At 67.5% G+C, this 25,321-nt stretch carries 32 protein-coding genes; 23 read left to right on the top strand and 9 right to left on the bottom strand.

The window, feature by feature from the left end:
• Positions 1 to 255: 255 nt before the first annotated feature.
• The 3 genes from BJ982_RS19355 to BJ982_RS19345 all read right to left on the bottom strand — a co-directional run bounded on the left by BJ982_RS19355 (position 256) and on the right by BJ982_RS19345 (position 3,492).
• Positions 256 to 1,026: a TIGR02391 family protein gene (locus BJ982_RS19355; RefSeq protein ID WP_184882026.1), complete on the bottom strand. Its 771-nt coding sequence runs from the start codon at positions 1,024 to 1,026 to the stop codon at positions 256 to 258.
• Positions 1,027 to 1,498: 472 nt separating this feature from the next.
• Positions 1,499 to 2,026, bottom strand: coding sequence for a flavoprotein (locus BJ982_RS19350; protein WP_239123772.1), 528 nt, complete (start codon positions 2,024 to 2,026; stop codon positions 1,499 to 1,501).
• A complete protein-coding gene (locus BJ982_RS19345; RefSeq protein WP_239123770.1) occupies positions 2,023 to 3,492 on the bottom strand; it encodes a helix-turn-helix domain-containing protein in 1,470 nt (489 codons plus the stop codon). Before BJ982_RS19345 ends, BJ982_RS19350 begins: the two co-directional genes overlap by 4 nt.
• Positions 3,493 to 3,806: 314 nt before the next feature.
• On the opposite strand from BJ982_RS19345, the gene BJ982_RS19340 reads away from it, so the two are divergent.
• From BJ982_RS19340 to BJ982_RS19290, 11 genes are all read left to right on the top strand, one after another.
• Complete coding sequence (locus BJ982_RS19340) at positions 3,807 to 4,166, top strand: hypothetical protein (protein ID WP_184882024.1); 360 nt, start codon at positions 3,807 to 3,809, stop codon at positions 4,164 to 4,166.
• Between the two features lie 53 nt (positions 4,167 to 4,219).
• Complete coding sequence (locus BJ982_RS19335; RefSeq protein ID WP_184882022.1) at positions 4,220 to 4,435, top strand: hypothetical protein; 216 nt, start codon at positions 4,220 to 4,222, stop codon at positions 4,433 to 4,435.
• A 178-nt stretch (positions 4,436 to 4,613) separates the two neighbouring features.
• A complete protein-coding gene (locus BJ982_RS19330; protein ID WP_184882020.1) occupies positions 4,614 to 5,345 on the top strand; it encodes a GntR family transcriptional regulator in 732 nt (243 codons plus the stop codon).
• A 144-nt stretch (positions 5,346 to 5,489) separates the two neighbouring features.
• Complete coding sequence (locus BJ982_RS19325; protein ID WP_184882018.1) at positions 5,490 to 5,921, top strand: plasmid replication, integration and excision activator; 432 nt, start codon at positions 5,490 to 5,492, stop codon at positions 5,919 to 5,921.
• The gene (locus tag BJ982_RS19320; protein WP_184882016.1) at positions 5,918 to 6,193 is read left to right on the top strand and encodes a hypothetical protein; all 276 of its coding nucleotides are present in this window, start codon (positions 5,918 to 5,920) and stop codon (positions 6,191 to 6,193) included. Before BJ982_RS19325 ends, BJ982_RS19320 begins: the two co-directional genes overlap by 4 nt.
• The gene (locus BJ982_RS19315; protein WP_184882014.1) at positions 6,190 to 6,546 is read left to right on the top strand and encodes a hypothetical protein; all 357 of its coding nucleotides are present in this window, start codon (positions 6,190 to 6,192) and stop codon (positions 6,544 to 6,546) included. The genes BJ982_RS19320 and BJ982_RS19315 overlap by 4 nt, the downstream gene beginning before the upstream one ends.
• A gap of 97 nt (positions 6,547 to 6,643) precedes the next feature.
• Positions 6,644 to 8,068 (top strand): FtsK/SpoIIIE domain-containing protein, encoded by a 1,425-nt coding sequence (locus tag BJ982_RS19310; protein ID WP_184882012.1) that lies wholly within the window; start codon positions 6,644 to 6,646, stop codon positions 8,066 to 8,068.
• The gene (locus BJ982_RS19305) at positions 8,065 to 8,223 is read left to right on the top strand and encodes a hypothetical protein (RefSeq protein WP_184882010.1); all 159 of its coding nucleotides are present in this window, start codon (positions 8,065 to 8,067) and stop codon (positions 8,221 to 8,223) included. The genes BJ982_RS19310 and BJ982_RS19305 overlap by 4 nt, the downstream gene beginning before the upstream one ends.
• Positions 8,220 to 9,884 carry a replication initiator gene (locus BJ982_RS19300; protein ID WP_184882008.1) on the top strand — a complete coding sequence of 555 codons (1,665 nt, stop codon included), beginning with the start codon at positions 8,220 to 8,222 and terminating at the stop codon, positions 9,882 to 9,884. Before BJ982_RS19305 ends, BJ982_RS19300 begins: the two co-directional genes overlap by 4 nt.
• Positions 9,884 to 11,020, top strand: coding sequence for a site-specific integrase (locus tag BJ982_RS19295; RefSeq protein ID WP_184882006.1), 1,137 nt, complete (start codon positions 9,884 to 9,886; stop codon positions 11,018 to 11,020). Before BJ982_RS19300 ends, BJ982_RS19295 begins: the two co-directional genes overlap by 1 nt.
• 489 nt (positions 11,021 to 11,509) lie before the next feature.
• Entirely contained in the window at positions 11,510 to 11,974 is a 465-nt protein-coding gene (locus tag BJ982_RS19290; protein ID WP_184882004.1) for a hypothetical protein, read from the top strand.
• Positions 11,975 to 12,155: 181 nt separating this feature from the next.
• On the opposite strand, the gene BJ982_RS19285 is transcribed toward BJ982_RS19290, so the two are convergent.
• A complete protein-coding gene (locus BJ982_RS19285; RefSeq protein ID WP_184882002.1) occupies positions 12,156 to 12,386 on the bottom strand; it encodes a hypothetical protein in 231 nt (76 codons plus the stop codon).
• A 705-nt stretch (positions 12,387 to 13,091) separates the two neighbouring features.
• On the opposite strand from BJ982_RS19285, the gene BJ982_RS19280 reads away from it, so the two are divergent.
• Together BJ982_RS19280 and BJ982_RS19275 are read left to right on the top strand one after the other, a co-directional pair.
• Positions 13,092 to 15,197, top strand: a complete 2,106-nt coding sequence (locus BJ982_RS19280; protein WP_184882000.1) for a hypothetical protein — start codon at positions 13,092 to 13,094, stop codon at positions 15,195 to 15,197.
• The gene (locus BJ982_RS19275) at positions 15,194 to 15,649 is read left to right on the top strand and encodes a hypothetical protein (protein ID WP_184881997.1); all 456 of its coding nucleotides are present in this window, start codon (positions 15,194 to 15,196) and stop codon (positions 15,647 to 15,649) included. Before BJ982_RS19280 ends, BJ982_RS19275 begins: the two co-directional genes overlap by 4 nt.
• A 179-nt stretch (positions 15,650 to 15,828) precedes the next feature.
• On the opposite strand, the gene BJ982_RS39435 is transcribed toward BJ982_RS19275, so the two are convergent.
• Both BJ982_RS39435 and BJ982_RS19270 read right to left on the bottom strand, forming a co-directional pair.
• Entirely contained in the window at positions 15,829 to 15,960 is a 132-nt protein-coding gene (locus BJ982_RS39435) for a hypothetical protein (RefSeq protein WP_260413798.1), read from the bottom strand.
• A 164-nt stretch (positions 15,961 to 16,124) separates the two neighbouring features.
• Positions 16,125 to 16,877 (bottom strand): phage antirepressor KilAC domain-containing protein, encoded by a 753-nt coding sequence (locus BJ982_RS19270; RefSeq protein WP_184881995.1) that lies wholly within the window; start codon positions 16,875 to 16,877, stop codon positions 16,125 to 16,127.
• Positions 16,878 to 17,126: 249 nt separating this feature from the next.
• On the opposite strand from BJ982_RS19270, the gene BJ982_RS19265 reads away from it, so the two are divergent.
• A complete protein-coding gene (locus tag BJ982_RS19265; protein ID WP_203959496.1) occupies positions 17,127 to 17,846 on the top strand; it encodes a hypothetical protein in 720 nt (239 codons plus the stop codon).
• Between the two features lie 18 nt (positions 17,847 to 17,864).
• Here the strand turns inward: BJ982_RS19265 and BJ982_RS19260 are convergent, their stop codons facing one another.
• The 3 genes from BJ982_RS19260 to BJ982_RS19250 form a co-directional block, all read right to left on the bottom strand.
• The gene (locus tag BJ982_RS19260; RefSeq protein WP_184881993.1) at positions 17,865 to 18,266 is read right to left on the bottom strand and encodes an NUDIX hydrolase; all 402 of its coding nucleotides are present in this window, start codon (positions 18,264 to 18,266) and stop codon (positions 17,865 to 17,867) included.
• Positions 18,250 to 18,912: an NUDIX hydrolase gene (locus BJ982_RS19255; protein ID WP_184881991.1), complete on the bottom strand. Its 663-nt coding sequence runs from the start codon at positions 18,910 to 18,912 to the stop codon at positions 18,250 to 18,252. Before BJ982_RS19255 ends, BJ982_RS19260 begins: the two co-directional genes overlap by 17 nt.
• A 171-nt stretch (positions 18,913 to 19,083) precedes the next feature.
• On the bottom strand, positions 19,084 to 19,269 hold the full coding sequence (locus BJ982_RS19250) for a hypothetical protein (RefSeq protein ID WP_184881988.1): 186 nt from the start codon (positions 19,267 to 19,269) through the stop codon (positions 19,084 to 19,086).
• A 208-nt stretch (positions 19,270 to 19,477) separates the two neighbouring features.
• Between BJ982_RS19250 and BJ982_RS19245 the strand changes: the two genes are divergently transcribed.
• From BJ982_RS19245 to BJ982_RS19205, 9 genes are all read left to right on the top strand, one after another.
• Complete coding sequence (locus BJ982_RS19245; RefSeq protein ID WP_184881986.1) at positions 19,478 to 19,807, top strand: hypothetical protein; 330 nt, start codon at positions 19,478 to 19,480, stop codon at positions 19,805 to 19,807.
• Positions 19,808 to 19,964: 157 nt separating this feature from the next.
• Complete coding sequence (locus tag BJ982_RS19240; RefSeq protein WP_184881984.1) at positions 19,965 to 20,159, top strand: hypothetical protein; 195 nt, start codon at positions 19,965 to 19,967, stop codon at positions 20,157 to 20,159.
• Positions 20,156 to 20,305: a hypothetical protein gene (locus BJ982_RS19235; RefSeq protein ID WP_184881982.1), complete on the top strand. Its 150-nt coding sequence runs from the start codon at positions 20,156 to 20,158 to the stop codon at positions 20,303 to 20,305. Before BJ982_RS19240 ends, BJ982_RS19235 begins: the two co-directional genes overlap by 4 nt.
• Positions 20,302 to 21,840 (top strand): hypothetical protein, encoded by a 1,539-nt coding sequence (locus BJ982_RS19230; protein WP_184881980.1) that lies wholly within the window; start codon positions 20,302 to 20,304, stop codon positions 21,838 to 21,840. Before BJ982_RS19235 ends, BJ982_RS19230 begins: the two co-directional genes overlap by 4 nt.
• Positions 21,840 to 22,286, top strand: coding sequence for a transcriptional regulator (locus BJ982_RS19225; protein ID WP_184881978.1), 447 nt, complete (start codon positions 21,840 to 21,842; stop codon positions 22,284 to 22,286). The genes BJ982_RS19230 and BJ982_RS19225 overlap by 1 nt, the downstream gene beginning before the upstream one ends.
• 18 nt (positions 22,287 to 22,304) lie before the next feature.
• Positions 22,305 to 22,505 (top strand): hypothetical protein, encoded by a 201-nt coding sequence (locus tag BJ982_RS19220; protein WP_184881976.1) that lies wholly within the window; start codon positions 22,305 to 22,307, stop codon positions 22,503 to 22,505.
• A gap of 13 nt (positions 22,506 to 22,518) precedes the next feature.
• On the top strand, positions 22,519 to 22,707 hold the full coding sequence (locus BJ982_RS19215) for a hypothetical protein (RefSeq protein WP_184881974.1): 189 nt from the start codon (positions 22,519 to 22,521) through the stop codon (positions 22,705 to 22,707).
• Complete coding sequence (locus tag BJ982_RS19210) at positions 22,707 to 23,000, top strand: hypothetical protein (protein WP_184881972.1); 294 nt, start codon at positions 22,707 to 22,709, stop codon at positions 22,998 to 23,000. The genes BJ982_RS19215 and BJ982_RS19210 overlap by 1 nt, the downstream gene beginning before the upstream one ends.
• Positions 22,997 to 25,171 carry a hypothetical protein gene (locus BJ982_RS19205; RefSeq protein ID WP_184881970.1) on the top strand — a complete coding sequence of 725 codons (2,175 nt, stop codon included), beginning with the start codon at positions 22,997 to 22,999 and terminating at the stop codon, positions 25,169 to 25,171. Before BJ982_RS19210 ends, BJ982_RS19205 begins: the two co-directional genes overlap by 4 nt.
• Positions 25,172 to 25,321 lie beyond the last annotated feature (150 nt).

Below are 25,321 nucleotides of genomic sequence, written 5' to 3'. Positions count from 1 at the left end.
CGAGAAGAAGCCCTTCACCACGTTTGTACTGATGAGGGGCCTCCTGCTGCTGGTGTGGTAGATGCAGGACTTGAACCGGCGTGGGCTGAGCCCACGGTTTTACAGGGCGTCGCGGTTCCGACCTTCGCAGTCCCTTCGACCTGCGCCTTTGCAGTTAGCCGATCATTCCTCTTCAATGTGTATTCCGGAAGTATTCCGGATCTTCAGGAGGGACAAAGGTGGGCGCACAGCGGTGCTGAAGCAGGCTCCCTCTTGTCACATGCCCTCCGGGGAGCCCCCGTCAGCCACCTCGACGGTTGCTCGATCGACCCACCGGGCGAACAGACTGAAGGCGGCGAGTGACTCCAACGCCTCCTGCTCATCGACATCGTGATCATCATCCGCCAAGTGTGCGACTGGATTTCGTACCGCCGAGAAGAGGCCACATCCGATCTGCGTGGCTCCCACATGCACACTTTTGAAGTGTGCCGGATCTTCCTTCGAGCTAAGACGCAGGCGAGGGTGATCCAAGTCAGGATCCTCCAGACTGAAGGCTTGCTGCACCGCCCGGCCTTCCGATACGTCACGACGCCCCAACTTCTTCCGCAACCAAGAATTGACATTGGTTGCTGCTGCGTGGATAGCCGCTCGGTAGTTGCCGCTTTCCCAGTGAGGACGAGCGGCATCCCATACCCACGGATGGAGAGATTCTGCTGCTATGGCCGGCCCAGGAGTATCGTCGTAGAGATTGGCAGCGATTTCTTCGGCCCTCCGAACCAGAGGGATGTGCTTATGTATCAGTTCTCGCAGCACCGTCACTTGGGCAAATAATGATCCGCGCCCGAAGTAGAAATCCTCGTCTGGAAAGACGGCCAGGAGTGCCTCTTGGACGATCGATGCTTGCTGCCTCACCTCATCGTCAGGAGCCGCGAAGCTATAGACCGCCTGCGTGATGTGGTTGCCTCTCGTCACACCGGTTTTAACGCGTTCAGTCATCTTGAGGAAACGATCCCACTCCGCCAGTACCCACTCATGGTTGATCGGCATGGTCGTCCTCCACCCGCTTGTCGTCGGTAATCTACTGGCGCCTCCATCAGCATGCGACAAGTTTCCGGCGTCGCGGGTTTGGCAGCACGGTCGAACTGACCTACCGACTACACACCGGCATCGGGATCTCGCCCGAATGCCGCTCCGCCCTGCTCGGATGACTCGGTGGGCCGGGGCTGAGGTACGAAGTCCCGGCCCTTCGATCGCCCCCGGCCCCGTGTGATGGCCGGCCACAGCATGGCGATCGTCGTGCTGCGTCTGTGCGGCGGCGCGTCCCTGGTCGGCGGATCAGGTTGCGTGCGGCGGGTGCTGTGTGCGGCGGGCGGCCCGCGTTCCCGCCGCCGGCCGGGACCGGCGCCCACGCCGCATGCCCGGCCGGGCGGAGCGGGCGGCGGGCCGTGCGGCGGCGCGGAGCGCCGTCGCCTTGATAACTCACAAGAACAATTCGGCAAGATCCGCGGTTCGCCTACGGCTACGGTGCGTTGAGCGCGGCGACGGCGAGATGCCAGGGGTAGGTGTCCATGCGGTTGCCTCCGGCGCCCGGTGGGTGGGGTTCGAAGTGGCCGGGGCCGAGGAGGATGTGTACGCCTTCGGCGCGTAGGTCGTTGATGCTGCGGCGGAACGGTGCTCTGTCTGCGAGGGCGGAGTTCACGAAGGGCAGGACGGCGACGGGGATGCCGAGGTTGGGGGCTTCGGAGAGGATGCCGAGGGCGTAGGTGTCGGCGATGCCTTGGGCGAATTTGTTGATGGTGTTGTAGGTGGCGGGGGCCACGATGATGGCGTCGGCCCGCGGGGACTTGGGCTCTCCTGGTTTGCGGTACTGGCTGCGGACGGGGCGGCCGGTCTGCTTTTCCAGGGCCGGGACGTCGATGAAGTCCAGGGCGGACGGGGTGGCGATGAGCTGGACGATCCAGCCGTCATCCTGGGCCAGGGCCACGAGCTTGCCGACGTCTGCGGCGGGGCCTGCGGCGCACACGATGATGTAGAGAACTTTGCTCACGCCGAGACTCCGAGGGATTCGGCGTATTCGCGGGCCTCGCGGCGGACGGTGATGGGGGCGGTGGCGAGTAGGTCGCGGACCAGGCGCAGGGTGGCGGGGCGGCTGGTGATCTCTTCGGGGGCGATTTCACCTGCTGCACGGAGCACATGGAGCGCTTGGTCGTGTTTACTCCAGATGAGGAACGCGCGGGCGGTGTCCAGGAGGAGGGTGGCTTTTCGCTCGTTGATCGGCAAGGCGTCGATGTCGATGCGGCGGGCGTGGTCGATGGCGGTGCCGGCGTCGCCGAGGGTGAGGGCGGTGTTCACCCGGTGGCATAGGACGTTGTTTGGTCCGAACGCGGTCCACATGTGGTTTCCGTCGTGGCCGAGTCTGCGGCCCGCCTGCTCGGCTTCGTCCAGTAGTTCGGCGCTGGCGTGCCGGTTGCCGATCTGGGCGGCGGCGACGGCTCCGCTGAGCAGCAGGGCCCCGTACACAGACAAGTCGTTGTGGTTCGGCTGGGTGAGGTCGCTGTCCATGCGTTGGGCGGCGGTGCTGGCGGTCAGCACAGCGGTGTCGTGGTGCTTTCCGTCCATGAGGGCGCGGGTGATGATGCGGGTGCTGGAGCCGATCGCCAGGGGGTTCTCGGAGGCATGGGCGGCTTGGGTGCTGCGGTCGGCGGCCAGCCAGGCAAGGCCCTTGTCGTCTTGTTTGAGCAGGATGGAGGCCGCGACGTGGTGGGCTTCGGCCGATAGCACATATGCCCTGTGGCGGGCGTCTCCGGTCATGGTCGTGCAAGCGATACGGACGGCGCGCAGCAGCTCGGGGAGCATCGCGGTGACCTCGGTGTAGCGGCATGCCTGGTAGGTGCCTTTGGCCTGGGCGACAGCGTGTGTGAGGGCTTGCAGGTCGATCGGCTGTCCGGTTGGGGTGGAGTAGTCGGTGAGAGCAGCCGCGATGCCGGCGATGCTGTCGGCTGGGCGGCTGGCCGAGGTGGGTTGCAGGATGGCGCTGAACAGGGCGGTGCCGGTCAGTCCAACGAAGTCGCGGCGTCTCATGGTGTCCTCGTCCTCCCCTGATCGGACGAGTCCCACAGTAGGTGGCGTGCCGCGTGGTGGTTCGGAGGGTGCCTGGGAGGTATCCCGGGGCGAGATGGCTGCGATGACGGACTGAGGCGCGAGGCCGAGAGCGATGCGGGCGGGGTCGGGTATGGCTAGGCCGTCAGCTACGCGCTCGAACACCTCAAGGGTCGTGACCTGCGCGGATCCGTTCATGATGGCGCTGACTTTGCCTTGACTGAGGTTCACGGCGATGCCGATGCGCGTTTGGCTCATCCCGCCGTATTGGCGGACCAAGCGGAATATCTGGCCGATATCGCGGGCGCGTAGTGCCGCAAATACGTCCTGACGCTGCCAGAACGCATTAGATAGGCCGATGGGCTCGCTCGCCTGTGCCCGCATGCGCTGGTCCCCCAGATCGTCGCCGATCACTGACCTACAACAGGTAGGGGACTTGGGGTTATGCCGTCAAGGGATATCGGCCCGGGATAGGTTACCGATTCTGGCTTTACGACTCTGGATAACATGAGTTTACAGAGTCAGCAGGAGCAGACGGCATGCCCTGGGTGCCGGGGTAACGGGTGGCGGTTTGTGCGGGCGCACCGGGCCAGCGGTGCGGCTCGGGTGGACGGGCGGCCGGTGGAGGTGCGGCGGGTGGAGTGCTTCGACTGCCCCGCGCCCGGCAGCGAAGCGGCGTAGCGATCTAGATCTTTGGCTTTATCCCCGGATGAAGGGAAGTCGGTGTCATGACGCTCGCCTACGGCTCAGTGGAGCAGTCCACCGCCGCCTACTTCGGCGCGTTGCTGGGCGGGTTCAGTGACGCGCTGAGAAAGCAAGGCATCGCCAGCCGGATGGTCTGGGTGATCCGGCTTCGGCTGCGGCATGAGGAGTACGCCTTCCCGGTGTATGTGCCTCCGATGCTGGAGGTGCGGGGGGCGGATCGACGGGTGCGGGCGACGGTCACGATCGTGCGAGGGGTGAGTGAGCCCGCTTACTCGGTGCGTCCAGCGGACGGGGAGCGGTATTACCTGTTCCCGGTTTCGGAGGGTGCTTCGGCGCTGGCGTTCGTTGTCGGGCGGGCGCCGGACTGGCAGTTGATCCAGTGAGTACCCCTGCTCTCGCCCAACTTCAGGAGCGTCACGGGCGTACCTGGCAGATCATGGACTTCTTCGGTGGATGGATCGCGATCCGCCGGCACTCCTGGTCGGCTGATACCGAGCGGTTCGGGATCAGCAACGTGCTGGGGGCTGACACCCTGGCTGATCTTGCGGTGCGGCTGGATGAGCAGTGGCAGGCCGAGAGTCGGCGTAAGGCTGTGCGCGCGCCCGGTCCGCGTGCTGCCTCGGATGTGGGTGGATCGGTTTCGTCGTCGTAGCCGGTCGTGCGTGTGAGCCTCTGCGGGACTGTTCCCGTGGGGGCTTGTTCGCGTGCCGGGGGTGGCCTGCGGCGCGGTCATCTGTGTGCGCGCTAGTGCTGGTAAGGGCTTCGCATGGGTTGGCTGTCCTGCTAACGTGCTTGGTTAGGCAGGCAAGCTGAATGCGAGGGTCTCCGGGATGTCGTTCGAGTACACGCCCCCCAAGTACGCGCAACTGATCGCCGAGATGGAACGGCGGATCGAGTCCGGCGAGTACCCGCCCGGCTCACCGCTGCCGAGCGAGCATCAGTTGATGGCCGAGTTCGGCATGGCCCGGCCCACCGTGGTCAAGGCGCTTGGGGTCTTGCGGGATAACGGGTGGATCATCACCCAGCAGGGCAAGGGGCGCTTTGTACGGGGCCGGCCCGCGCTGGCCGCCGGGGGGCATCCGCGGACGGGGCGGGAACTGCTGGATCGCAAAGAGATCCCGGCCACTACCCGGCTGGTGTTGGTGGGGCTGGTCAAGGCGCCCCGGCGGATCGCCTCCTATCTCGGCATCGACGGCGCCGCCTCGGTGGTGCTGCGCAAGACGGTGGTGCTTCAGGGGGACCAGCCTTCGGAGATCGTGTCCGCGTGGCTGCCCGCACAGGTGGCCGAGGGCAGCGCGCTTGCGGCGTCCGAGGAGTTGCCGCAAGGGGTGCGCCGACTGGTGGAGTCGGCGGCCGGGGTGGGGCTGGATCACATCATCGAGCACCTCACCGCGCGCAACCCCACCAAGGAGGAACGCGACCTGCTCGGTGTCACCGCCTCCGCTGCGCTGCTGGATCTGTACGCGGTGGCCTGTGACGCCACGGGCAAGCCCTGGGTCGTCCTTCAGACGGTGCTGCCAGGCGATCGTCACGAGCTGGAAGACGCCTATCCGATCCGCTAGCCCTAGCCCCATCAGGGAATTTGTAGCTTCAACATCAAACCCGCTTGGTTTGCTTGACTAGCCAAGCGGGTTTCGCGTTTACTGGAGTCAGACAGCTTGGCCAGTCAAGATGGCTGAGCGGATGAGAAGGGAGACTCCACCACCATGGCACTACAGGGACCGATCCCGGTCGGGTTCACGCAGGTGTTCCCGCTGGGCTGCTACATCGTCGGCGAAGTCGAACCGGTCAAGGACTTCGAAGCCTCCACGGGAGGTAAGTTCGTCCAGGCGCGGGACAAGATCAGCGGTGAGCTGGTCTGGCAGGTGGCGGTGATGGACGCCGACCCGGTGGTCAAGGCCGCGCAGAAGACGGTGTCGATCAAGATCCTCGCCCCCGTCCAGCCGGTTCCCCCGGCCTCGACCAGCGGGCTGCCGTTCACCCCGGTGGAGTTCGACGGCATGACCGTCACCCCATATGTCCACCAGGCCACCGGCCGCCTCGCGTACTCGATCCGGGCCCGGGAGATGCGCGCACCTCGCCCCGCCGGCAAGCCCTCGGCCCCGGGCCCTGTCGCCAGTAGCAAGGACGCGGCGTGACGCCCCGCCGGTCCGGAGTGTCCTGGACACAGACCTTCCTGCACATCCAGGGCCGGGGCGCGGCCGACTGCCACACCTACCCCGACCGCACCCCCATCTTGGAGATCCCCACCGGGTCGAGCGTGGTGAAGATCGTGCTTCCCGCCACGTGGGTGGACGACGCGGTGCGGGTGTTCGCCCGGGAGCTGGCCGAGCAGGCGCACGCCTTCGCCCTGGAGGTCGAACGGCTCCACCACACCCAGCAGGCCGACCGGCGGGAGGAAGCGGCGTGAGCGGCTACAGCTACACCACGATCAGCATGCACCCCGGGCAGTCCCCGCGCGTGGGGGTCAGCATCTACCCCGACCAGCACGCGAGCGTCCACTACTACCCGGCCGGGAACGACCCGCACGCCTTCATCGGCATCGACCACTGCGACGCGCACGTCACCATCGGCACCACCCAGGACACCGTGATCACCGACGCGCACGTCACCTTCGCCCGGTCGCTGTTCGAGGCGGCGGCGCGGTTCCTGGCCGACTGCGAGCGACTGCGCGACCAGCACGCGGACAAGACCGACACGACCGACCAGGGCGACCCAGTAGACCTGGTCACCGATCAGACGGCACCCGGCAAGGCGGCCTGACCGGTTTCGGGTGGGGCCGCTGGAAGCGGCAACTTCCGGCGGCCCCCGCACTTCTCTCCCCATCGACTCTCACATCACGAGAAGAGGCGATCAGTTTATGCTGCGCAAACTCCCCGGCGACTACACCCGCGACATCGTCTCCACCGCCCCCGACTCCCTGGTATTCCGCCCCACCGTCGTCAACACCCCGGCCATCTTCACCATCGCCGTGATCGCCCTCCGCACGATCGCAGGGCTGATGCGGATGGTGTGGCGTCACCCCGTCGCTTGCCTGGCCGTCGCCGTCCCTGCGGGATTATGGGTGGTGTACGGCTGGCGCGTCGCCCTCGTGGCCGTCGTCGCGACCGCCTCGGCGCTTGCCGGGTGGCGGCTGGCCGAACCGGTGTCCTACTCGGCGTGGGCGGGGCTTCGGCTGCGGGCGTGGTGGCGGTGGATGTGGATCTACCGGCGGCACTGGCAACCCGTCATGGCCGTCTCCGGCCTGGCCAAGCACATCGGCGGACGCGAATACCTGCCCCGCCTGCTCAAAGTCACCTCCACCCCCATGGCCGACCTGGTCACGGTGAAGATGCTGTCGGGACAGTCCGCGGCCGAGTGGCAGGATCGAGCCGACAACCTCGCCCACGGGTTCGCCGCGCCTGAATGCCGCGTCAAGCTCGCCAAGCCCGGCCGGGTCATCCTCGTCTTCCCTCAGCGCGATGTGCTGGCAACCCCGATCGCGGCGATGCCCGTCTCCGACGCCGCCCAGGTCGGTGCCCTCCCGATCGGCCTGTGTGAGGACGGATCGCCGTACCTGCTCAAGCTCCACGGCACTCACGTCCTGGTGGCCGGCGCGACCGTTGCCGGGAAGGGCTCATGGCTGTGGTCGGCCATCCGCGGCTTACTCCCGGCGACGGCGGCTGGGCTGGCCGAGGTCTGGGCGCTGGACCCCAAGCTCATGGAGCTGTCCTATGGCCGCGAGTTGTTCCGGGACAGGTACGCGGCAAGTCCCGAAGCGTGCGCCGAGCTGCTGGAGCTGGCCGTCAAGGTCATGCAGGAACGCGCGGGCCGATTCGCGGGCAACCAACGCAACCACGTCCCTACCGTGCAGGACCCCTTCGTCCTGGTGGTGGTGGACGAGGTGGCGTTCCTGACCGCCTACCAGACGGACCGCAAGCTCAAAGAGCGCATCACCTCCGCACTGGCCACCCTGACCACACAGGGCCGTGCGGTGGGCGTCGGCGTCCTGGCCGCCTTGCAGGACCCGCGTAAGGAGGTCCTCAACATCCGCAACCTGTTCCCAGACAAGATCGCCCTACGGCTCGACGAGCCCTCACAGGTGGATCTAGTGCTCGGCGACGGTGCGCGGGACCGTGGCGCGCTCGCTGATCAGATCTCCTCGAACCCGGCCGTAGGTGCCGGGGTGGGCTACGTGCGGCTGGAAGCCTCCCCCGAACCCATCCGGGTCCGCGCGGCCTACGTCTCCGACATCGACATCCGCGCCATGGTGGCCGAGTTCGCGGGGGCGGGTGAGGACCGATGACCAAGCTGGTTCACCTCCTGGTCGGCCTGTGCTGCGAGGTATGCCGCTGCCGCGACGTGCTGTGGCTGGACCCGGTGCGGGGCCTGGTCGAATGCCGTGAGTGCGGCCAGACCGCCATCACGCTCCCAGTAGAGGACGGCGGTGAGGCCGCGTGACCAACCCGAACGACCGCCGTCTCCCCCGGGCCGTACGCTCCTCGATGCCGCTGGCTCTGGACGTCATCAAGGAGGTCGCCAAGCAACACGGCGTGTGCGTCCAGCCCATCCCGGTCAAGCGCACCGACGTCCAGACCGGCAAGACCGAGGTCATCAACATTCCCTGCGGTGCCACGCTGGCGAGCAAGTGTGAGCCGTGCGCCAACCGGGCGGTCCAGCTCCGTAGGGCCCAATGCCGCGAGGGCTGGCATCTGGAGGCCGAACCGGTCGCCGGACCCGCCGAACCAAACGACCGTCAGCTTTGGCTCGTCGAGGAACGCGCCGATGCTCACGTGCTCCGGGAACTGGAGGAGGAGATCGGTGGAGACGTGGCGATCTGGGATGAGGTCATCACCACGTTAGAGGACGAGTTGGCCGCGTCCGGGGTCCGTGGCAGCGTGATCCCCGGAGAGGGCAAGCCGCGGCGCACTCGGTCGACCCGTCGCAGGCAGGACGCTCCCGACCTGCCCAAGCGGCAACGCGAGAACCGCACCGTTGGACGCACCTTCACCGCACCGGACGGGCGCATCCACCGGCCGTCGCTGTTCATCACCTTGACCTGCGACAGCTACGGCAAGGTCCGTCACGACGGCACACCGGTCGACCCCTCCACCTATGACTACGTGCGCGCCGCGCGTGATGCGATCCACTTCCCCAAGGTGGTAGATCGCTTTGTGCAGAACCTTCGCCGTGTGGCGGGCTATGACGTGCAGTACTTCGCCACCGTCGAACCGCAAAGGCGGCTGGCGCCCCATCTGCACATGGCCGTACGCGGCACCATGCCCCGCGCTGAAGTGAAGGCCGTGGCGGCAGCCACCTACCATCAGGTGTGGTGGCCATCGGGCGACGTGGTCCGTTTCGAGGGTGACCACCTGCCCGTGTGGGTCACCGACGACCTCGGCGACGGCCAGGCCGGCGACTATCTCGACCCGAGAACCGGTGAGGTGCTGCCCACCTGGGATCAGGCGCTCGACCTGCTCGACGCCGACGAAGCCGCTCAGCCCTTCCACGTGGTGCGTCTAGGGGAACAAGTCGACGTCAAGGGCGTGGTCGCCGGATCGCCCGGTGCCGACCTCGGGCTGCACTACCTGACCAAGTACCTCACGAAATCACTGACCGAGTGCCACGAGGCCACGAGTGACGCTCAGCGGGCGCACGTCGAACGGCTGATGAACGTGCTTCGCTACGAGCCGTGCGCGCCGAGTTGCTCGAACTGGCTGCGCTACGGCGTGCAGCCCAAAGGAGCCAAGGCAGGGATGCGGCCGGGCTCGTGTCGGTCCAAGGCACATAAGCCCGAGCATCTCGGCTATGCGGGTCGGCGGGTCCTGGTCTCGCGCAAGTGGTCGGGCAAGACCCTGGCCGAGCACAAGCAGGATCGCCGGGCCTGGGTGCTGGAACAGCTCGGCCTTTCGGCAACCGATGACCAGGCGCGGCCCGTAGAACCACACCGGTACCTCTGGCGAGTCGTAACCCCCGCCGATCATGACGTGCCTCCCCTGGCCGAACGGCTCCTAAAAGAGATCGCCAACCGGCAACGCTGGCGAACCGCACTCCAGCAAGCCCAAGCACGCGCAGACGGACGACCCATCGAAGATCTTTCGGCAACGGGGAGGGCTGCCTGATGGCCAACAGGGAGGGACGACGCCGTTTCGGCAGTATCCGCAAGCTGCCGTCCGGCCGGTTCCAGATCCGCTATCCCGGACCGGACGGGCGGATGCGTACCGGTGACGCCACCTATGCCACCGAGCGGGACGCGGACAAGGCGCTCGCGCTCGTGGAAGCAAAGCTCGTCACTGGTGACTGGACCGACCCTCAGCGGGCGAAAGTCAAGCTCGGCGAGTACGCCGAGAAGTGGATCAAGGAGCGGGCGAACCTCCGGCCTCGTACGGTCGAGATCTACCGGGGGCTGCTGCGGCGGTACCTCATTCCCTATCTCGGCAACGTGGCTCTCGGCAAGATCGAGACGGCCGTGATCAGGGAATGGCGGGCAACGCTCGTCGGCAAAGGCGTGGGTGCGTCCGAGGTGGCGAAGTCGTACCGGTTCCTGCGGGCCGTGCTGATGACGGCGGCAGACGACCGGATCATCCCGCGTAACCCGTGCCGGATCAAAGGCGCCGGCGAGGAGAAGCCGGAGGAACGGCCGGTGCTCACGGTCGCGCAGGTGTTCCAGCTCGCCGATCTGATGCCGGAACGGCTGCGGGCGCTCGTGCTGCTGGCCACGTTCGCGAGCCTTCGATGGGGCGAGGTGGCGGCGCTGCGGCGGATGGACCTCAACCTGACGGCGGGCACGGTCAGCGTCCGGCAACAGCATGTCGAGCTGGACACCGGAGAGCTGATCGTCGGTCCGCCCAAGTCACGGGCGGGAGTGCGTACCGTCGCGATCCCCTCGGCGATCATCCCGGCGCTGGACGATCACCTTGCGAAGTACACAAGTCCGGGAGACGACGCACTGATCTTCACGGGATCCCGTGGCGGCATCTTCCGGCGGAGCAACTTCCGCAGGGCGGCCAACTGGGCGGACGCCACACGCAAGATCGGCCTACCTGGGTTGCACTTCCATGATCTGCGGCACACGGGCAACACGCTCGCGGCCGGGTCCGGGGCGAGCCTTCGCGATCTCATGGAGCGAATGGGACACGACAGCGTACGCGCGGCGATGATCTACCAGCACAGCACGGCGGAAGCGGACCGTAAGATCGCTGACGCCATGGACAGCAAGATCACAAACGTGTTCACCGTCAAGGCGAGGGGTCACTGAGCAAGATCGCCGATGAGAGCTAATGGCACGGTAATGGCACGAGCCCCGTTTTCCCAGGTCGGAGACGGGGCTGTTTTCGCTGGTGGGCGCTACTGGGTTCGAACCAGTGACCCCTCGCTTGTAAGGCGGTTTGGGCTGTACGACATACCCGCTTGCGTATTCTCACCTGGGATTTCAGCGAAAACCCCGAAGGCGAGTGGTCACTAAGCGATCTAGCGGATCGTCAGCCATGTCACTCTCCGTAGTTTAGCGCCTGGCGGGCTCACCCACCCCTTGCGAGCTAACAATCCGATCACCAGACGCACCTCACGGTAACCCCACCGCGTCCACCGACCGTCCAGGAAAAGTCCACCAGGCTTTCCCCAGGAGTCCGCGATGGCCTACCAGCACGGCCCCCAGCAACCCCCCTACGGCCCGCCACCGGGCTATGGCCACCCGCCTCCTCCCCCGCCACGTCCGCGGCGCCGCACACTGTTATGGGTGCTCGCCGTGACCGTGCCTCTGGTGCTACTCGTCGGCGCCGCCTACACGATCCTCACGCTCGCCCAGGGCAGTACGCCGGCCCCTGCAGCAGCCTCGGCCCCGGCCGCCGCGTCGCCATCCCCCTCGCCGTCGCCCTCCACGCTGACCGTCACCGGCCAGCTCGAAGTGAGCTTCAGCAGCGACAGCACCATCATCGAGAACGACCTCACCTGCACCTCCAAGGGCGGGTACAGCGATATTCGCGAGGGCGCCCAGGTGGTGGTCTCCGACCCGTCGGGCCGCACACTCGGCCTCGGCGAGCTCGCCTACGGCTCGTGGAGTCACCAGCGCGGGGTGTGCATCTTCTTGTTCAGCGTCACCGGCGTCCAGGCCGGCCACCCCTTCTACGCCGTCGAGATCAGCCACCGCGGCCGCGTGCAGTACACCGGGGAGCAGATGACCCACCCGGTCACACTGACACTCGGCGACTGATCACCCCTCGAACGCCCCGCGCTCCACGTACCGGGAGCGCGGGGCGCCGGTGAGGCCCTCGGTGTGGGATTAGTAGACGTGGCAACCGGCGGTGAGGTTTACCGGCATAGCGAGAGCCCCAGCGCTTCCCCACGCCAGGGCTCTCAACGTCAGGCTAACGGATCAGCGTGCGATGGGCGGTCTACGCCTGCACACCCTCCAGACGTGCGACGACGCGAGCGAGCAGGTCCCGGATCTCGATCTGGCCGGCCTTCAGCTCGGCGATGTCGTCGCGCATCAGTGCGGTGTTCCGCTCCAGTGCGGTCAGGGAGCGGGTGTGCCCGGCGAGCACCTCGGAGTGCGCTCCGAGGGTCTCCTTGATCTCCGCGATGTCGTTCTCGACGGTGTCGACGCGCTCCTCGATGAAGGCCATGGGCCCAAGGATAGGCGGACGGCTCCCGGCTGGCCGCCCACTCGCGAGAAGGCACTCCCGGCTGTCACTTCAGAGTGTCGTCCAGGTACGCCTCCACGGACTTGTGGAACGGGTAGCGCACGCGGACGGCCGCAGTGCCGAGGTCGCACCATGCGATCTCGGCGGTACCCCGCGCATGGCCTTCGACGGCTGGGACAACGCGCGCCTCGCGGGCGGCCTACGACGTCACCCGCAGTTCGCCAAGAAGCAGATGTACGGCCAGCGCGTGCGAGGACAACACGCCGAGCGCAATACAACTTTGGAAGGCCGAAGCTCAGCAAGTCCCCGGCCGGTGACCGGTCCATTTCTGCCCAGACGCCGAGTGAACCGGTGCGGCTGGCGGACACCGAATATCGGGAGATTGTCGCTCGTACCCCTTAAGATGGCGCTTGGAGCGCACCGATGTTGGTGACCCGCACCAGCCCCAATGGATCGAATCGGTTCGGGGTGACCACATGTCGCGGTTCCCTTGAGGAGCTTGCGGCGGTCCGGTACGGCGATCTGTCCAAGGTGGTTGCAACGGCCCAGTGCCCTGCCATGGCGGGGAGGTGGTACGGCGGCGGCACCGGCCTCTGCACAACGGGAGGCGGACCCACTCCGCGTCCTTGTCCTCCAGGGCACGGCAGCGGAATCCTGCCGCCCTGCGCCCGAAAGCAGAGGTGCGGTATGTCACCGCGTCGTCCCAACCGCCCGACCGGACCCTTCCCCTACCTCGACGAGCCCGAGTACCGGGCCCAGTTCGTCCAGGCAGGCCTGAAAGACCCACGGTGCACTCTCGACCAGAGCGCCCTGGAACGCCTCGCCACCGACATCACCAACATCAAGCCCCTGATCGAAACCAGCGGCAGCAAGAACACCGGCATCGTGGTCAAGGGCTTCAAACCCAACGCCGTCCTCAAGGTGAAGACCGAGCACGGCATCCTCTACCAGCTGATCGCCAAGCAGCCCGGTCTGGCCAGCGCGATCAACCAGTTCAACATCCGCTTCGCCTACGACGTGGCCCAGGCCGTCGCCGTGGCCACGCCGCGCGTCGTGGCGATGACGGCGCCAGACGGCCGCCAGCCCGCGCAACTGGAGGTCGAGTTCGAGTCCGAGCAGTCGCTCATAGACCACCTGACCTTCGTCGAGGGCAGGCTGAACGCGGCCGAGAAGGCCCGTAAGTACGACCTGAAGGCCGACCTTCAGGTCTCCGGCCAGTCCGAGCGGGCCACCTACCACATCGTGCGCTACCGCGTCGGCGACCAGGTGTGGGACACCTCCGCCGCCACGGCCGGCTCCAACCGCACCCGGCACCGCCACGACCTGTACGGCCTCCTCCCCGCGGTCGGACTGCTCGGCCTGCCTCAACGGATCTTCGGTGGACCCGAGGATCAGCGCTGGCGGGACCCGGCTGACTGGCGGGACCGATACACCGCGAAGCTCAACGAGTTCTTCGGCGTCGATCCCGAGAGCATCGAGATCCCGGCCGACGATCCGAACAAGGCCGCGGAGGCGATGCAGAATCGCCGGTTCGCGGAGGCCGCCAACGCCGCGATCCAGGTTGCGACCACCGACGCCGCGTTCGTGATCGGATATGTCCCGGCCGACGAGAGCCGGCCGGACTTCGACGCAGCGCTGGCCTCGACCAACCTGCGCACCCACCTGCGGGGCCCGCTGGACTTCACCGGCGCCAACCAGGCCATGGCGTCCGGCCGCAAGCTGGCCGACGCCGCGTATGCCGCCGACGCGATCACGGACCTGGAACACGCGGTCCTGTCCGGTGCGACGCCTGCTGCATGTCTTCACGCCGAGCCGCGTGAGGCCGTGGTGGCGCTTGTCCGGCTGGTCGACCGGGTGGTCTTCCCCAACAACATCCCCGATCTGCGCAGGACGACCAAGGTGCTCGTTGAGCCGCCGCCAGCACACCTGACCGCTAAGCACGTGCAGACCAGGGCCGAGATCCGCAGCGCCCTGCTCACCGCCGCAGTCGGCGGAGTCGATCTCCCGGCGGCCGCGATGGACACCCCCCATCAGCGGATGGTCCGGCAGGGCATTCCTACGACCGGCCTGTCGGCCGCTGACCTGATCGCCGCCGCGATGTCCGCCGACCCCGGCCCGATCCGCGACGAGGCTCGTGCCGAGTTGGCGCATGTCGCGGTTCCGGGTCTGGTCAACGGCAAGGTGCTCCTCGGTTCCTACGGATCCACTGGCGACCGGCGCACGCCGTCGACCAAGCTCGCTGCAGCCCGCACCACCAGCGACGGGATCAGGCTGTTCGTCGAGGCTATCGACGCGTTCGCCGAGGTGCTCCAGGTACGCGCTGGCCGCCCGGCCGCGCCGCGGCAGGGCACACCTGAGGGCCGTCTGCGCCGCGTTGTGAACGGGGAGGTGGTGACCACCGAGACGAAGGCGGCCGACTCGGAGTGGTTCACCAGCCATTGGCCGTTGGAGACCAGCCAGCCCGAGCCCGACGGCAGGCCGGGCACACAGTCCCAGCTGTCGCCCAGCGAGCAGTGGACGGCCAAGCTCCAGAACACGGTCGGCCTGTTCAAGAGCGCGAAACGAGCCGCGAACGCTATCGCCGAGCATTTCACGGCCATGGTGCCTCTCGTCGGGGAGGGCCGGGAGATGACGGCCGAGGATCGGGAAGGCTGGCAGGACGAGCTCGAGGCGCTGCAGGGCATCTTGGGGGTCGCCAGCCAGCAGCTGAAGCTGCTGCGGTATCGGCCGACCAACACCGACGCCACGGCCGGCGACATCAACGACTTCCCCTTCTCGCAGGACACCGAATGAGCGGCATCGGGCCGTCGGCCTGCGCCCCGTACGCCGACGCTTCGGCGCCGGGGCCGGTCCTGCAGCGGCATCACGTCCCGCTCCTGACGCACGCCTTGGGCTGCTACAGCAGCGGCGAGCCTTTCTGGTCCCGGGTCGACAGCGTTCAGGCCTACTCTCCCGGCCTGTACCTCGCTCTCGACGCCAAGCACCGCATCCTGTGGCTCGGCAACGCGTCTGGCGCCCAGGGCGTGACCGGGCGGATCAGAAAGCATCTGGCCGAGCGGTGGAAGCGCGAGGCCTTCCATTGGATCTGGGTTGCCCCCGCCTACGATCAGATCTCCGGTCCCGCTCTGAAAGCCGCCGAAGGCTGGGCCGCTGAGGCGTTGGATCTGCGGACCCAGATGCCGCACCGCACCTGGCCGTCCTCTGCGGGGTGGCTGCCGCTCGTCGGCCGTCAGCGGATCGCCTGACCCTCGGTGTTCTGGCTGACCTCCTCACCGGGCGGCCGGCCGTACCTACGCAAGAGATTTCCGTAGGTGCGTGGCCGCCCGGCCGGGCCGCCCTCGTCCAGGGCGCGGGCAATCGTCGGGTACATCCGGCCACAGACCCGGCCGCAGGTTCGTCTTCGCGCTCGTCTTGGTCACGGCGGTCACCAGATGACCGGTAGGGCGGTCAGACCGCCGGTGAGCATTTGCTCAAACAAGCTCAGCTTGTCGGTCGCGCACCCCAGTTTGAGGGTAGGGAGCTGGAAGAAGACCACCCGCAACTCGGTGTAGGCCAACGGGCGCCGATGCAGTAGCCGATGCCGATGGTCAGAGCTGAGATGCGGCACGGCAGGGCGGCCGATGTCGAAGCGGTCCGGGGGCTGAGACGGCGGCCTCGTAATTGGCCGCACCGTTGTCCAGCAGCACCAGGTCCCCCGCCCGCGTTTGCACACAAATTGGGTTATTGCTTCCGCCACCAGAGATCCACAACCACGTCCACCCCGCGAGGCGTGGCGTAGGCGACGGGGAACACAGCGCCGTTGGCCGTCTCGGTCTTGGTCTCGAAGTAGCCAGCGTTCTGAGTGGTGGCCCGGGGGAGGTTCCGCGCGCCGCCGTGCCGCGAGATGCTTCGGCGGAACAGGTTGACCTCGACCAGCCAGCTCGTGAGCGTGACGACGTTGGTCTTCAGGATGTCGGCCAGCTCTCGCATGCCGATCAGGCCGTCGCTGTTGATGTAGGCCTCCCACTTGGTGGCCTTGGGCTTAGCCACCTCCAACTCCTTGGAGAGGGCTGCCTCTCGCTCCAGGACGGCGACGTACTTGCGGGCCATCTCCAGCTCAGACATGGGCTTGGCCATGGCGACCTCGGCCTCGCGAGTTCGGACCGTGAAGTACGCCTGCGCCGCGGCGACCTGGGACTTGTTCGGATGGCCGTTCATGGCCACGAGGTAGGCCGCGTGACGGCTCAAGCGGTAGTCGATGCGGGGTGCGCCGCCGGTGCCTTTCTCCCGGATCCGGGAAAAAGGCTGCTCAGAGTAGGTGCCGGTGTTCTCAGCGGATCGGATGGCGCGTTCGATGACGTCTTGGAAGTGTTCCCACTTCTCGTAGCCCATGACGACCTGGAGCTCACGGGCGGTCCAATACTCGCCGTTCTGATCTTCGTGGCGCAGCGCATCGAAGGGGGATGCAGAAGCTCGTGCAGGGATGTCGATCATGTGGGAGCCTTCCAGTCTGCCGGGGGCGTGGTACAGAGGAAGAGGGTTACGTGCTACGACCCTAGCGGCTAGGGTGGCGCCATGACGTCATACCTCGACCCACGATTTCGTCCTACGCTCTGGCCGGGGACTGTGATCCCAACCCCTCCCGTGACTCCATTGCTTGAGGTGGAAGTAGATGGCGATTGGCTTGCGTGGCCGGCTGGGATCCTGCGAGGGAGTCCCATCCACCTTCCGCAAGACTTCTACATGCGGGAGCTACTTGAAACGCCACCCGACGACCTCGACGCCGCAGCTCATCTCATGAGAACCTACGGCTTGCTGTTCGCCTTTGAATTTCAGGAAATACACCAGTCGTTGCGTCTCGATCACGAAGACGAGATTGCAGCCATTCCTACCGAAGAGGAGCACCGCGATCGCTTCAGGTCGGGGTCAGGCTTCCACCGCGAGGAGGTGTCATTCCATATCCGTCTCGCTCAGCGCGCCGTCCAAACATGGCTGGCCTGCCAGGAAGAAGGAGGCTTGGAGAGGGTCGTCGAGCCAGATGTTTCCGACGAGCGTTTGCGCTTCCTACAGCAGCTCAATAGCGACAAGCCTTTTCTATGGCCAGAATCTTTGAACGCACTTAGGAAGCTTGAAATTGAACTACGCCTCTCGGACCTTAAGGACACAATGAACGGCGCGCTACGGAAATTCAGCGTCGGACTGGGGGATCTATCCGATAGATGGCCCACGATCTTCTCCGTGTCATTCTTGCAGCTGTACAACCACCTTGCAGAAGGAACACCCGTCAAAAGATGCACAAATGAGCCCTGCGGCCGCCCCTTCGTCCGCCAACGGGGACGTGCGGAGTACGGACAATACCGATCGGAGGGCGTGAAGTATTGCTCGCGTGAGTGTGCCCGTGCGCAGGCTCAGCGTGAACTACGTCGGCGACGTCGGGCAGCCCAGCAGCACCCAGGCGCATAGGAGCTCGCTGCGACTGGCTCAGAGGAGCCCGTCCAAGTACGCCTGAACAGGCTCATAGAACGGGTAGGGGACATGGTCTGCCACCAACACGCGATCGCACCATTCGACCTCGGCGAGTTCGTCGGCGTCGGCCACATGAGCAGATCCGTCGAGCACCTCGCATGCCACGTAGATCATGAGACGGCCGGTGTTCGGGTGGATGCGTTCCCCGAGATGCTTGACCGGGACGACCGCGAGGCCCGTCTCCTCACGCGTTTCTCGCACGGCAGCCTCTTCCCCGGACTCTCCCGCTTCCACGGCACCGGCCGGGAACTGCCACGACAGGCTCCCCTCGCTGACTCGACGGCGGACGAGTAGGAGTCGACCGTCGTCCACGATGACGGCAGCGGCAATGGCGGGCCGTTCAGGCTGGTCGTTCATGGTTCTCCTCGATGGCGTCGAGCACCGGGGCGTAGATCTGTTCGGGCGGTATGAAGCGGGTGAGAGCGGTCTGCAGCGCCCAGATGGCGCTCACATTCTCTTCGGGGTCGCGGTTCTCGACGTCCCCTGCAAGGTAGTCGCACAGGTAGTAGTCGCAGTGGACGCCCGTCACTGGGTGAAGGCGGCTGCCGAGGTGCGTTCGGACGGAGCAGTGCACGCCGGTCTCGGCAAAGGTCTCCCGGACCGCGATGATCTCGGGTGCTACGCCGGGCTTGACGACGCCAGCGACGAACTGCCAGGTGATGCCTGCCGTCTCGGCGTCGCGCCTGCACACCAGGAGCACGTGCCCATCCTTGACGACGACAGCGATGGCCACCGTGAGCGCCTGCTCTTGCTTGCCGGGGCCGCGCTGCAGGCGACCGAGGTGTTGCATGAATCGGGCCCGGGCTGTCGCGGGCGCCCTCTCATAGGCGGTGTCCAGAGCGCGCTGCATGTCGGAGCGCAAGACCACGGCCGGCCTGCCGTGCCATGCGGCGACGGTTCTGCGGGCGACACCCAGCGACTCAGCGAACTCATCGTGGGTCATGCGTAACGCAGCCTGGAGAGCGCAGGCATGGCGCCCGGTCCAGCGGTCTACGACGTCCACGTCCGGCTCCCTGCGGGCCGTACCAGCGGATGGACCTTGATGTTAACAAGCGCGTCGAAGGACGCACTGGCGATGCACTGAGAGCGGTCACGCTGCATCAGCGATGCACTCTCAGTGCATCGTTTACTCATGGCGCCCTACGTTGAATTGAAAGGTGCCTATTAGCTGGCGTTATTCCTCGCCGACCGATGGACGTTCGGGCAGTTCGGCGCCGGGTTCGCGGATGTACCACGCCATGAACGCGTTGATCAACTTGGTCCGATCGGTGCCCTGTTGCTGCGCACGCTCGCCGAAGGCGTTCCACCGGACGTCCGGGATCCGGACGCCGTGCTTCGGGGTCGATGGCTGGTTGGGCACGAGATCACGGTACGGGGTATGGCCCTCGGTTATCAATTGCAGCTCTCCTTGGATGCGACTTGCGGGTGTGGCCACACCTAACGTAACTTGGGTGTGGCCACACCCGCAAGAAGTCGTCAGAGGCGACCAACGCAAAACGGGCCTGCCCGGTGCTGGAACACCGAACAGGCCCTAGACCCTCCAACCTGCCGTTACAGGAGAGAGATCCATGGCTGAGCGTACTCCGCCCACGTCCGACGCCCCCACGTCCATCTTCACCTTCGGCTTGCGATCCGGCGCGGCCCTCGTCATCGACCTGATCCGCATCTACGGCTTCGACATCGCCCGCACGATCATCGACATGCACACGGAGGAGACGTTCGACGAGGCCGAGCTGGAGTTGTTCTCCGCGGCCCTCTACGACGCGGTCCTCCAGATTCAGGCCACCCGGGAGGCGGTCGCCCCCGACGACCCGTCGGCCATGCCCGCGCCCACGGCGACGTCCTGCGGCGACTCCTCGTGCCGGATCTGTCCGGCGGTTGGCGGGCAGCCGTCGTGACCACAGTCCCCTCGCTTGCGCCGCACGCCCGGCAGCAGTGGCCGGCCGGTGCCAACGACGCCCCCACCACGCCGATCACCACCTGCTCGCGTTGCAGCGCCCAGTTCACCGGCAGCCACGTCTGCCGCCGCCCCACCCGCACCCTCCGGAGTCCGCGGTGAGCCGCCTGTCCAACGCCGAGGCCACGGACCTGCTCATCCGGGTCCTCTACGAGGCACTCGGCGAGCACATCCCCACCCGTGACGCCGTGATGCCCCGCCTCTCCCCCGCCCAGCGCGAAGAGACCGACGCCGCGTGCGCCCGCGACCGCGAGCGGATCCACGCCCACAACACCGCCCGGAGCGCCCGATGAGCGACCTCGACCGCGCGGCCATGCAGGACGCGCTGTCCCACCTGACGCCCACACAGACCGCCACGATGCTGTCGTTCATGCAGGCGTGCGAGCCGGCGTGCTTCGAGGCTGCGCTCGCCTACGTGATCCGGCCGGTGGCGTCGTGACCACCTTCTACGATCACCGGGCCGAGCGGGCGGTCGCCGAGGCCGACGCCGAGGCCCGCCGTGCTCAGGCCGAGGTGCTGCGCTCCGACACCCAGCTCCGGATCGAGCGCGAGCGCAGCACCACCCGCATGCCTGCGGCCGAGGACACCACGCATGGTTGGGACGACGCCTCGACCTCGCCCTCGACCAGGCCCACGCGAGCCGAGCGGCGTGCCCGTGACGCCGAAGCCGAGGCCCGGCGCGAGGACATCCTCGCCGAGGCCCGGCTGCGGCGCCGACAGCGCGCCGAGGAGGCCAAGCGCCACCGCAAGGACATCCGAAGCCGCGATCGGGCCGCCTGGTGGGGCACGGCTCGCCGGCGCGCCGAGACGCTGCGCCGCACCCTCGTCCTGGTCGGCGCGATCGTCGGCGTCAACCTGGTCGCGATCGCCGGGCAGGTCACCGCCTTCCACAAGGGGTTCGGCTGGGATCTGCTGGCCGCGCTCGGTGCCGCTGCAGTGGTGGAGTCCATCGCTATCTACGTCGGCTGGCACGCCCACGTCGCCCTCATCGAAGGCGACAGTGTGTTCCGGCTGCGCGTCACCTCCTACGCCATCGCCCTGATCGTGGGCGGGCTCAACTACCACCACTACGCCCCGGACGGGCATCCCACCGACCAGGCCATCATGTTCGGCCTGGCGTCGATCCTGTCGCCCTGGTTGTGGGCCATGCACTCCCGGCACCTGCACCGAACCCAGCTCCGCACCGCTGGGCTCATCGACCCACGGGCCCCCAAGTTCAGCGTCTTGCGCTGGGTGCTCCACCGCGCGGAGACCTGGCAGGCGTTGAAGTGGGCGGTCCGCCACGGCGAGCAGTCCCCCTCGGCGGCGATCCTCGCGGTCCAGGCCGACGAGACCACGACCGAGGGGGCGGTACTGCTCGACCGAGCCCGCGAACAGATCACGGCCGCCCAGGCGGCCCTCATCCGCACCCAGTCCGACCTCATCACGGTCACCCAGATGGTCATTGCCGACACCACTCCGGCGCCCGGCGAAATGACCGTCGCGACGACGGTCGAAGGGCCGGCCATCGACCACCACGGCGCCATCGCCGCGATCACTTCACCGGTCACTTCGCCGATCACTCCGGCTAACGATGAAGTGACCACGGCGACGACGATCGACTGTCCGCCGCAGCCCCCCGCCGACACCCCCTCGCCTGTCATCCAGCCGGTCACTTCTCCGGCCCTCGACAGCGAGCACGACAGTGACCGGGATCGTCCGGATGAGCAGGACAATCGCGAGGCCGAGAAGTGGGTCCGCGCGGCCATGCGTAAAGGCCGCACGCCCACCCAAGGCGAGATCGTCGAGCGATACGGATTCAGCAAGGGCTGGGCACGGCTTCGTGTCCAGGCGGCGCGCGAAGAGATGACCGCCAAGGGTTACCGGTTCCTGCCCGGCAATGTCGTCCAGCCGCCCTCTGCGCCAGCCACCGTGAACGGCGCGCCGAGTGTCCACGCCGACGACATCAACATAACCCGCCTGGAGGTGTCGTGATGACCCTCGCGACTTTCGCCGCTGTGTTCGCCGCCCTCTACGCCGCGCACAGCTTCGGCGACCACTGGGTGCAGACCCACGCGCAGGCGTGCATCAAGGGCACCCCCGGCCGAACGGGGCGCCTGGCCTGCGCCCGCCACGTCGCCACGCTCACCGCCACCAAGGCCGCGTTCCTGCTCGCCCTGGAGCTGGCCACCGGGGCCCGGCTCCACCCCGCCGCCGTGCTGGCCGGCCTGGCGGTGGACGCGGCCTCGCACTACTGGGCCGACCGCCGCACCACCCTGGCCGCCCTCGCCGAGCGCATCGGCAAGGGCGACTTCTACCGGCTCGGCGCACCCCGCCCCGGCCGCGACGACGCCCCACACCTGGGCACCGGCGCCTACGCCCTCGACCAGTCCTGGCATATCGGCTGGCTGTTCATCACCGCCCTCATCATCGCCGCCTGACCCGCTGGAGAGCCGACCGTGACGCTGTTCAAGACCCGCGCCGACGCGATCGAACGCAGCTCCGACGCCACCGCCCGCAACCTGCGCAAGGCCGCCGCCGCCAAGAAGCGCGGCGACACCGAGGCCATGCGCCACTACGCCAAGGTCGCCAAGGACCTCGACCAGGTCACCACCCGGCTCGCCGACGGCGACATCGACCAACTCATCGAGAACCCCTGACAGGAGCCCTGCGATGAGCAAGAAGACGCCCCACATCAGCATCAAGACGTCCCCCGACCTGGACGCCTACGCCGCCGGGCAGATCGACGCCTCCCAGGTCCGGTGCGCCCTGTGCGCGCACGCGCCCTGTGACTGCCCCGAGTTCGACACGCCGGAGTACTTCGCCATGCTCGACCGGCGACACGGCCGCGGAGGTGCGTGATGGCCACGATCCTCGCCGGCCTGCTTGCCGTGGCCGCTGTCGCCCTGTGCTCGCTGCGCGAGGCCACGGCCGACGCCCGCACCCCGGCCCAGCTGAGCGAGGCGGCGTGCCGGGCCGGGTGGTGGCGGTGCGCCGGCCGCGGTCTGCTCCTGGTCGTGGTGCCCGCCCTGTACGTCATGGCCGCGGGGTGCTGGATGTGCGTGCACGTCGCGCGCGGTACTGGTTCCGTCCTGCTCGTGGTGGCCGAGCACCTGGTATCTCTCACCGCTCGCTCTTCCTTGGAGCACGCATGAGCCACCCCGACCGCCGGTTCTACGTCGTCCGCGACGGCGAGGACGCCCCGCCGCTGCATCTCACCCCGGCCTCCGCTCCGCGGGACCACGAGCAAGACGCGCCTGGCCGGGACGCCGAACCCCATCCCGTGATCGAGGGCCGCGTGCTGTTCAAGGACGACGCCGAGCCGGGCAAGTCCTTGCAGGTCAGGATCGTCGGCAGTATCACCCGCCTGCCCCGGTCCGAGCGGGCCCGCGCCGGAGCGCGCGGCACCGCCGGCGTCCTGCTCACCGTGGCCCAGGGCGTGCGGTCGTGGATCGTCCGCGCCTACGACGCCGCCACGTTCGGCGTGCACCGGCGACAGATCCGCGCCGCCGAAGCCGCAGGCGACCGGGAGGCGCTGGCGGAGTGGATCGAGCGTAAGCAGCGCGCCCAGCAGGCGCGGCACACCCGCCTGGCCGATCTGCCGGGCATGGTGGTGGGCCTGGCCAAACTCGCAGGCGCCGTGGCCGCTGGTACAGGAGGTGTGTTGCTGGTGGTCAGCATCGGCGTCGGCATGGCGGGCGTGGCGGAGCCGACCACGGTGTTCGCAGCGGTGTTCAGCGCGGTCCGGTCGGTGTTCAGCGCCGTGGCGTTCGTGTGGCCCGCGGTGCCGGTCGTGGCGCCGCTCGCCCTGGCCCTCGCCGCGTACCTGGAAGGGCGCCGGGTGGGGGCGCTACCGCGGTGGATCTCCGGGTCCGCCGAGGAAGCCGCCACCGGCCGGGACGTGATACCCGACGAGGGAGCGATCCTCAACGCGCTACGCAACCTGGAGATCTCCGCGTTGAACAAGGCGTTCAGGGGTGGGTGGCGGCCCCGGTTCGTGCTACCCACCGAACGGGACGGCAAGGGCTACCGCACCCAGGTGGAACTCCCACCGGCCGTGACAGTGGAGATGATCGTCAAGAAGAAGCCGGTCCTGGCGCACAACCTGGTGCGTTTCCCTGTCGAGGTCTGGCCTACCGAGCCGCGCAACCTGCCCGGTGTACTGGACCTGTGGGTGGCCGACCAGGGTGCCTTGACCGGCCCGGTTCCGCCGTGGCCCCTGCTCACCGACGGTGTAGGGGACTACTTCAAGGGCGTGCCCGTCGCCATGGACATCCGCGGCAAGACCATCATCGGCCGGCTGTTCGAGGCTAACTACGGCATCGCCGGGATGATGGGGTCGGGCAAGTCCACGCTCATCATCACCGCCCTGCTCGGCGCGCTGCTCGACCCGCTGGTCGACGCGGACGTGTTCGTCATGGCGGTCAATGCCGACTACGACCCGATGAAGCCCCGGCTGCGCACCCTGATGACCGGGACCGGGGAGGAGGTCGTGGAGGCGTGCCTGGCCACGCTCCGCGACATGTACGACGACCTGAACGTCCGCGGTAAGGCTCTGCAGGAGCACGGCGCGCGCGCTGTGACCCGCGAGCTGGCCGAGAAGGACGCCCGGCTGCGCCCGCGCATCATCGTGATCGACGAGTGCCAGGCCCTGTTCATGCACGAGGAGTACGGCGCCGCCGCCCTGGAGATCGCGGTCAAGCTAGAGAGCGCGGCCCGCAAGTACGCCGTCACGTTGATCTTCGCGACGCCGGAGCCCTCCTCGGCGTCGCTGCCGCGCAGGCTCATGGCCATCACTTCCAACAAGGCGTGCTTCGCGATTGGCGACCAGACCAGCAACGACGCCATCCTCGGCACCGGCTCCTACACGGCGGGAATCTCCGCTGTCGGCCTGGAGCCCAAAACCGACGAGGGCCCCGGCGACGTGGGCACGTTCATGGCCCGCGGGTTCACCGCCAAGCCCGGGCTGCTGCGCGGCTACTACGTGACCCAGGCCGAGGCGGGCGTGGTCGTTGAGCGTGCCCTGCGAATCCGCGAGAAGGCCGGCGTCGCCGCTCAGCCCGAGGATGAGCGGGATCTGCTGGAGGACCTGGCCGCAGTGCTCGGAGGCGAGATGCGGTACCTGGCGGACCTGCCCGCGCTGCTGTCCCGGCACGCCCCCCGGTGGGCGCCCTACGCCCGGCTCTCCGGCAAGCAGTTGCGCGAGCAGCTCGCCGAGCTCGGGGTCAAGGTGCCCTCCACCGGCAACAAGTGGCCGGTCTACCCCGACCTCATCCGCGAGGCACTCGCCCTGCGCGCGGCCCAAGCCGTGGACGGAGCGAATTAGGTCGAGCCGCGCGGCGTGGATGCCTCTACAGAGCCCTCGTCGACCGCTCGGCTAACCCGCTCACGCCGACGTAACTGCCTAACTTTCCGCAGGTCAGGGGCAACTCTGTGTCTCTGGCGGCGCGAGGTTAGAAACCTAACTCGAAATCCG

Source organism: Sphaerisporangium siamense (assembly GCF_014205275.1).
Classification (GTDB): Bacteria; Actinomycetota; Actinomycetes; order Streptosporangiales; family Streptosporangiaceae; genus Sphaerisporangium; species Sphaerisporangium siamense.
The sequence above is the reverse complement of the archived record's forward strand: the minus strand, read 5'-3'. Positions and strand labels throughout refer to the sequence as shown.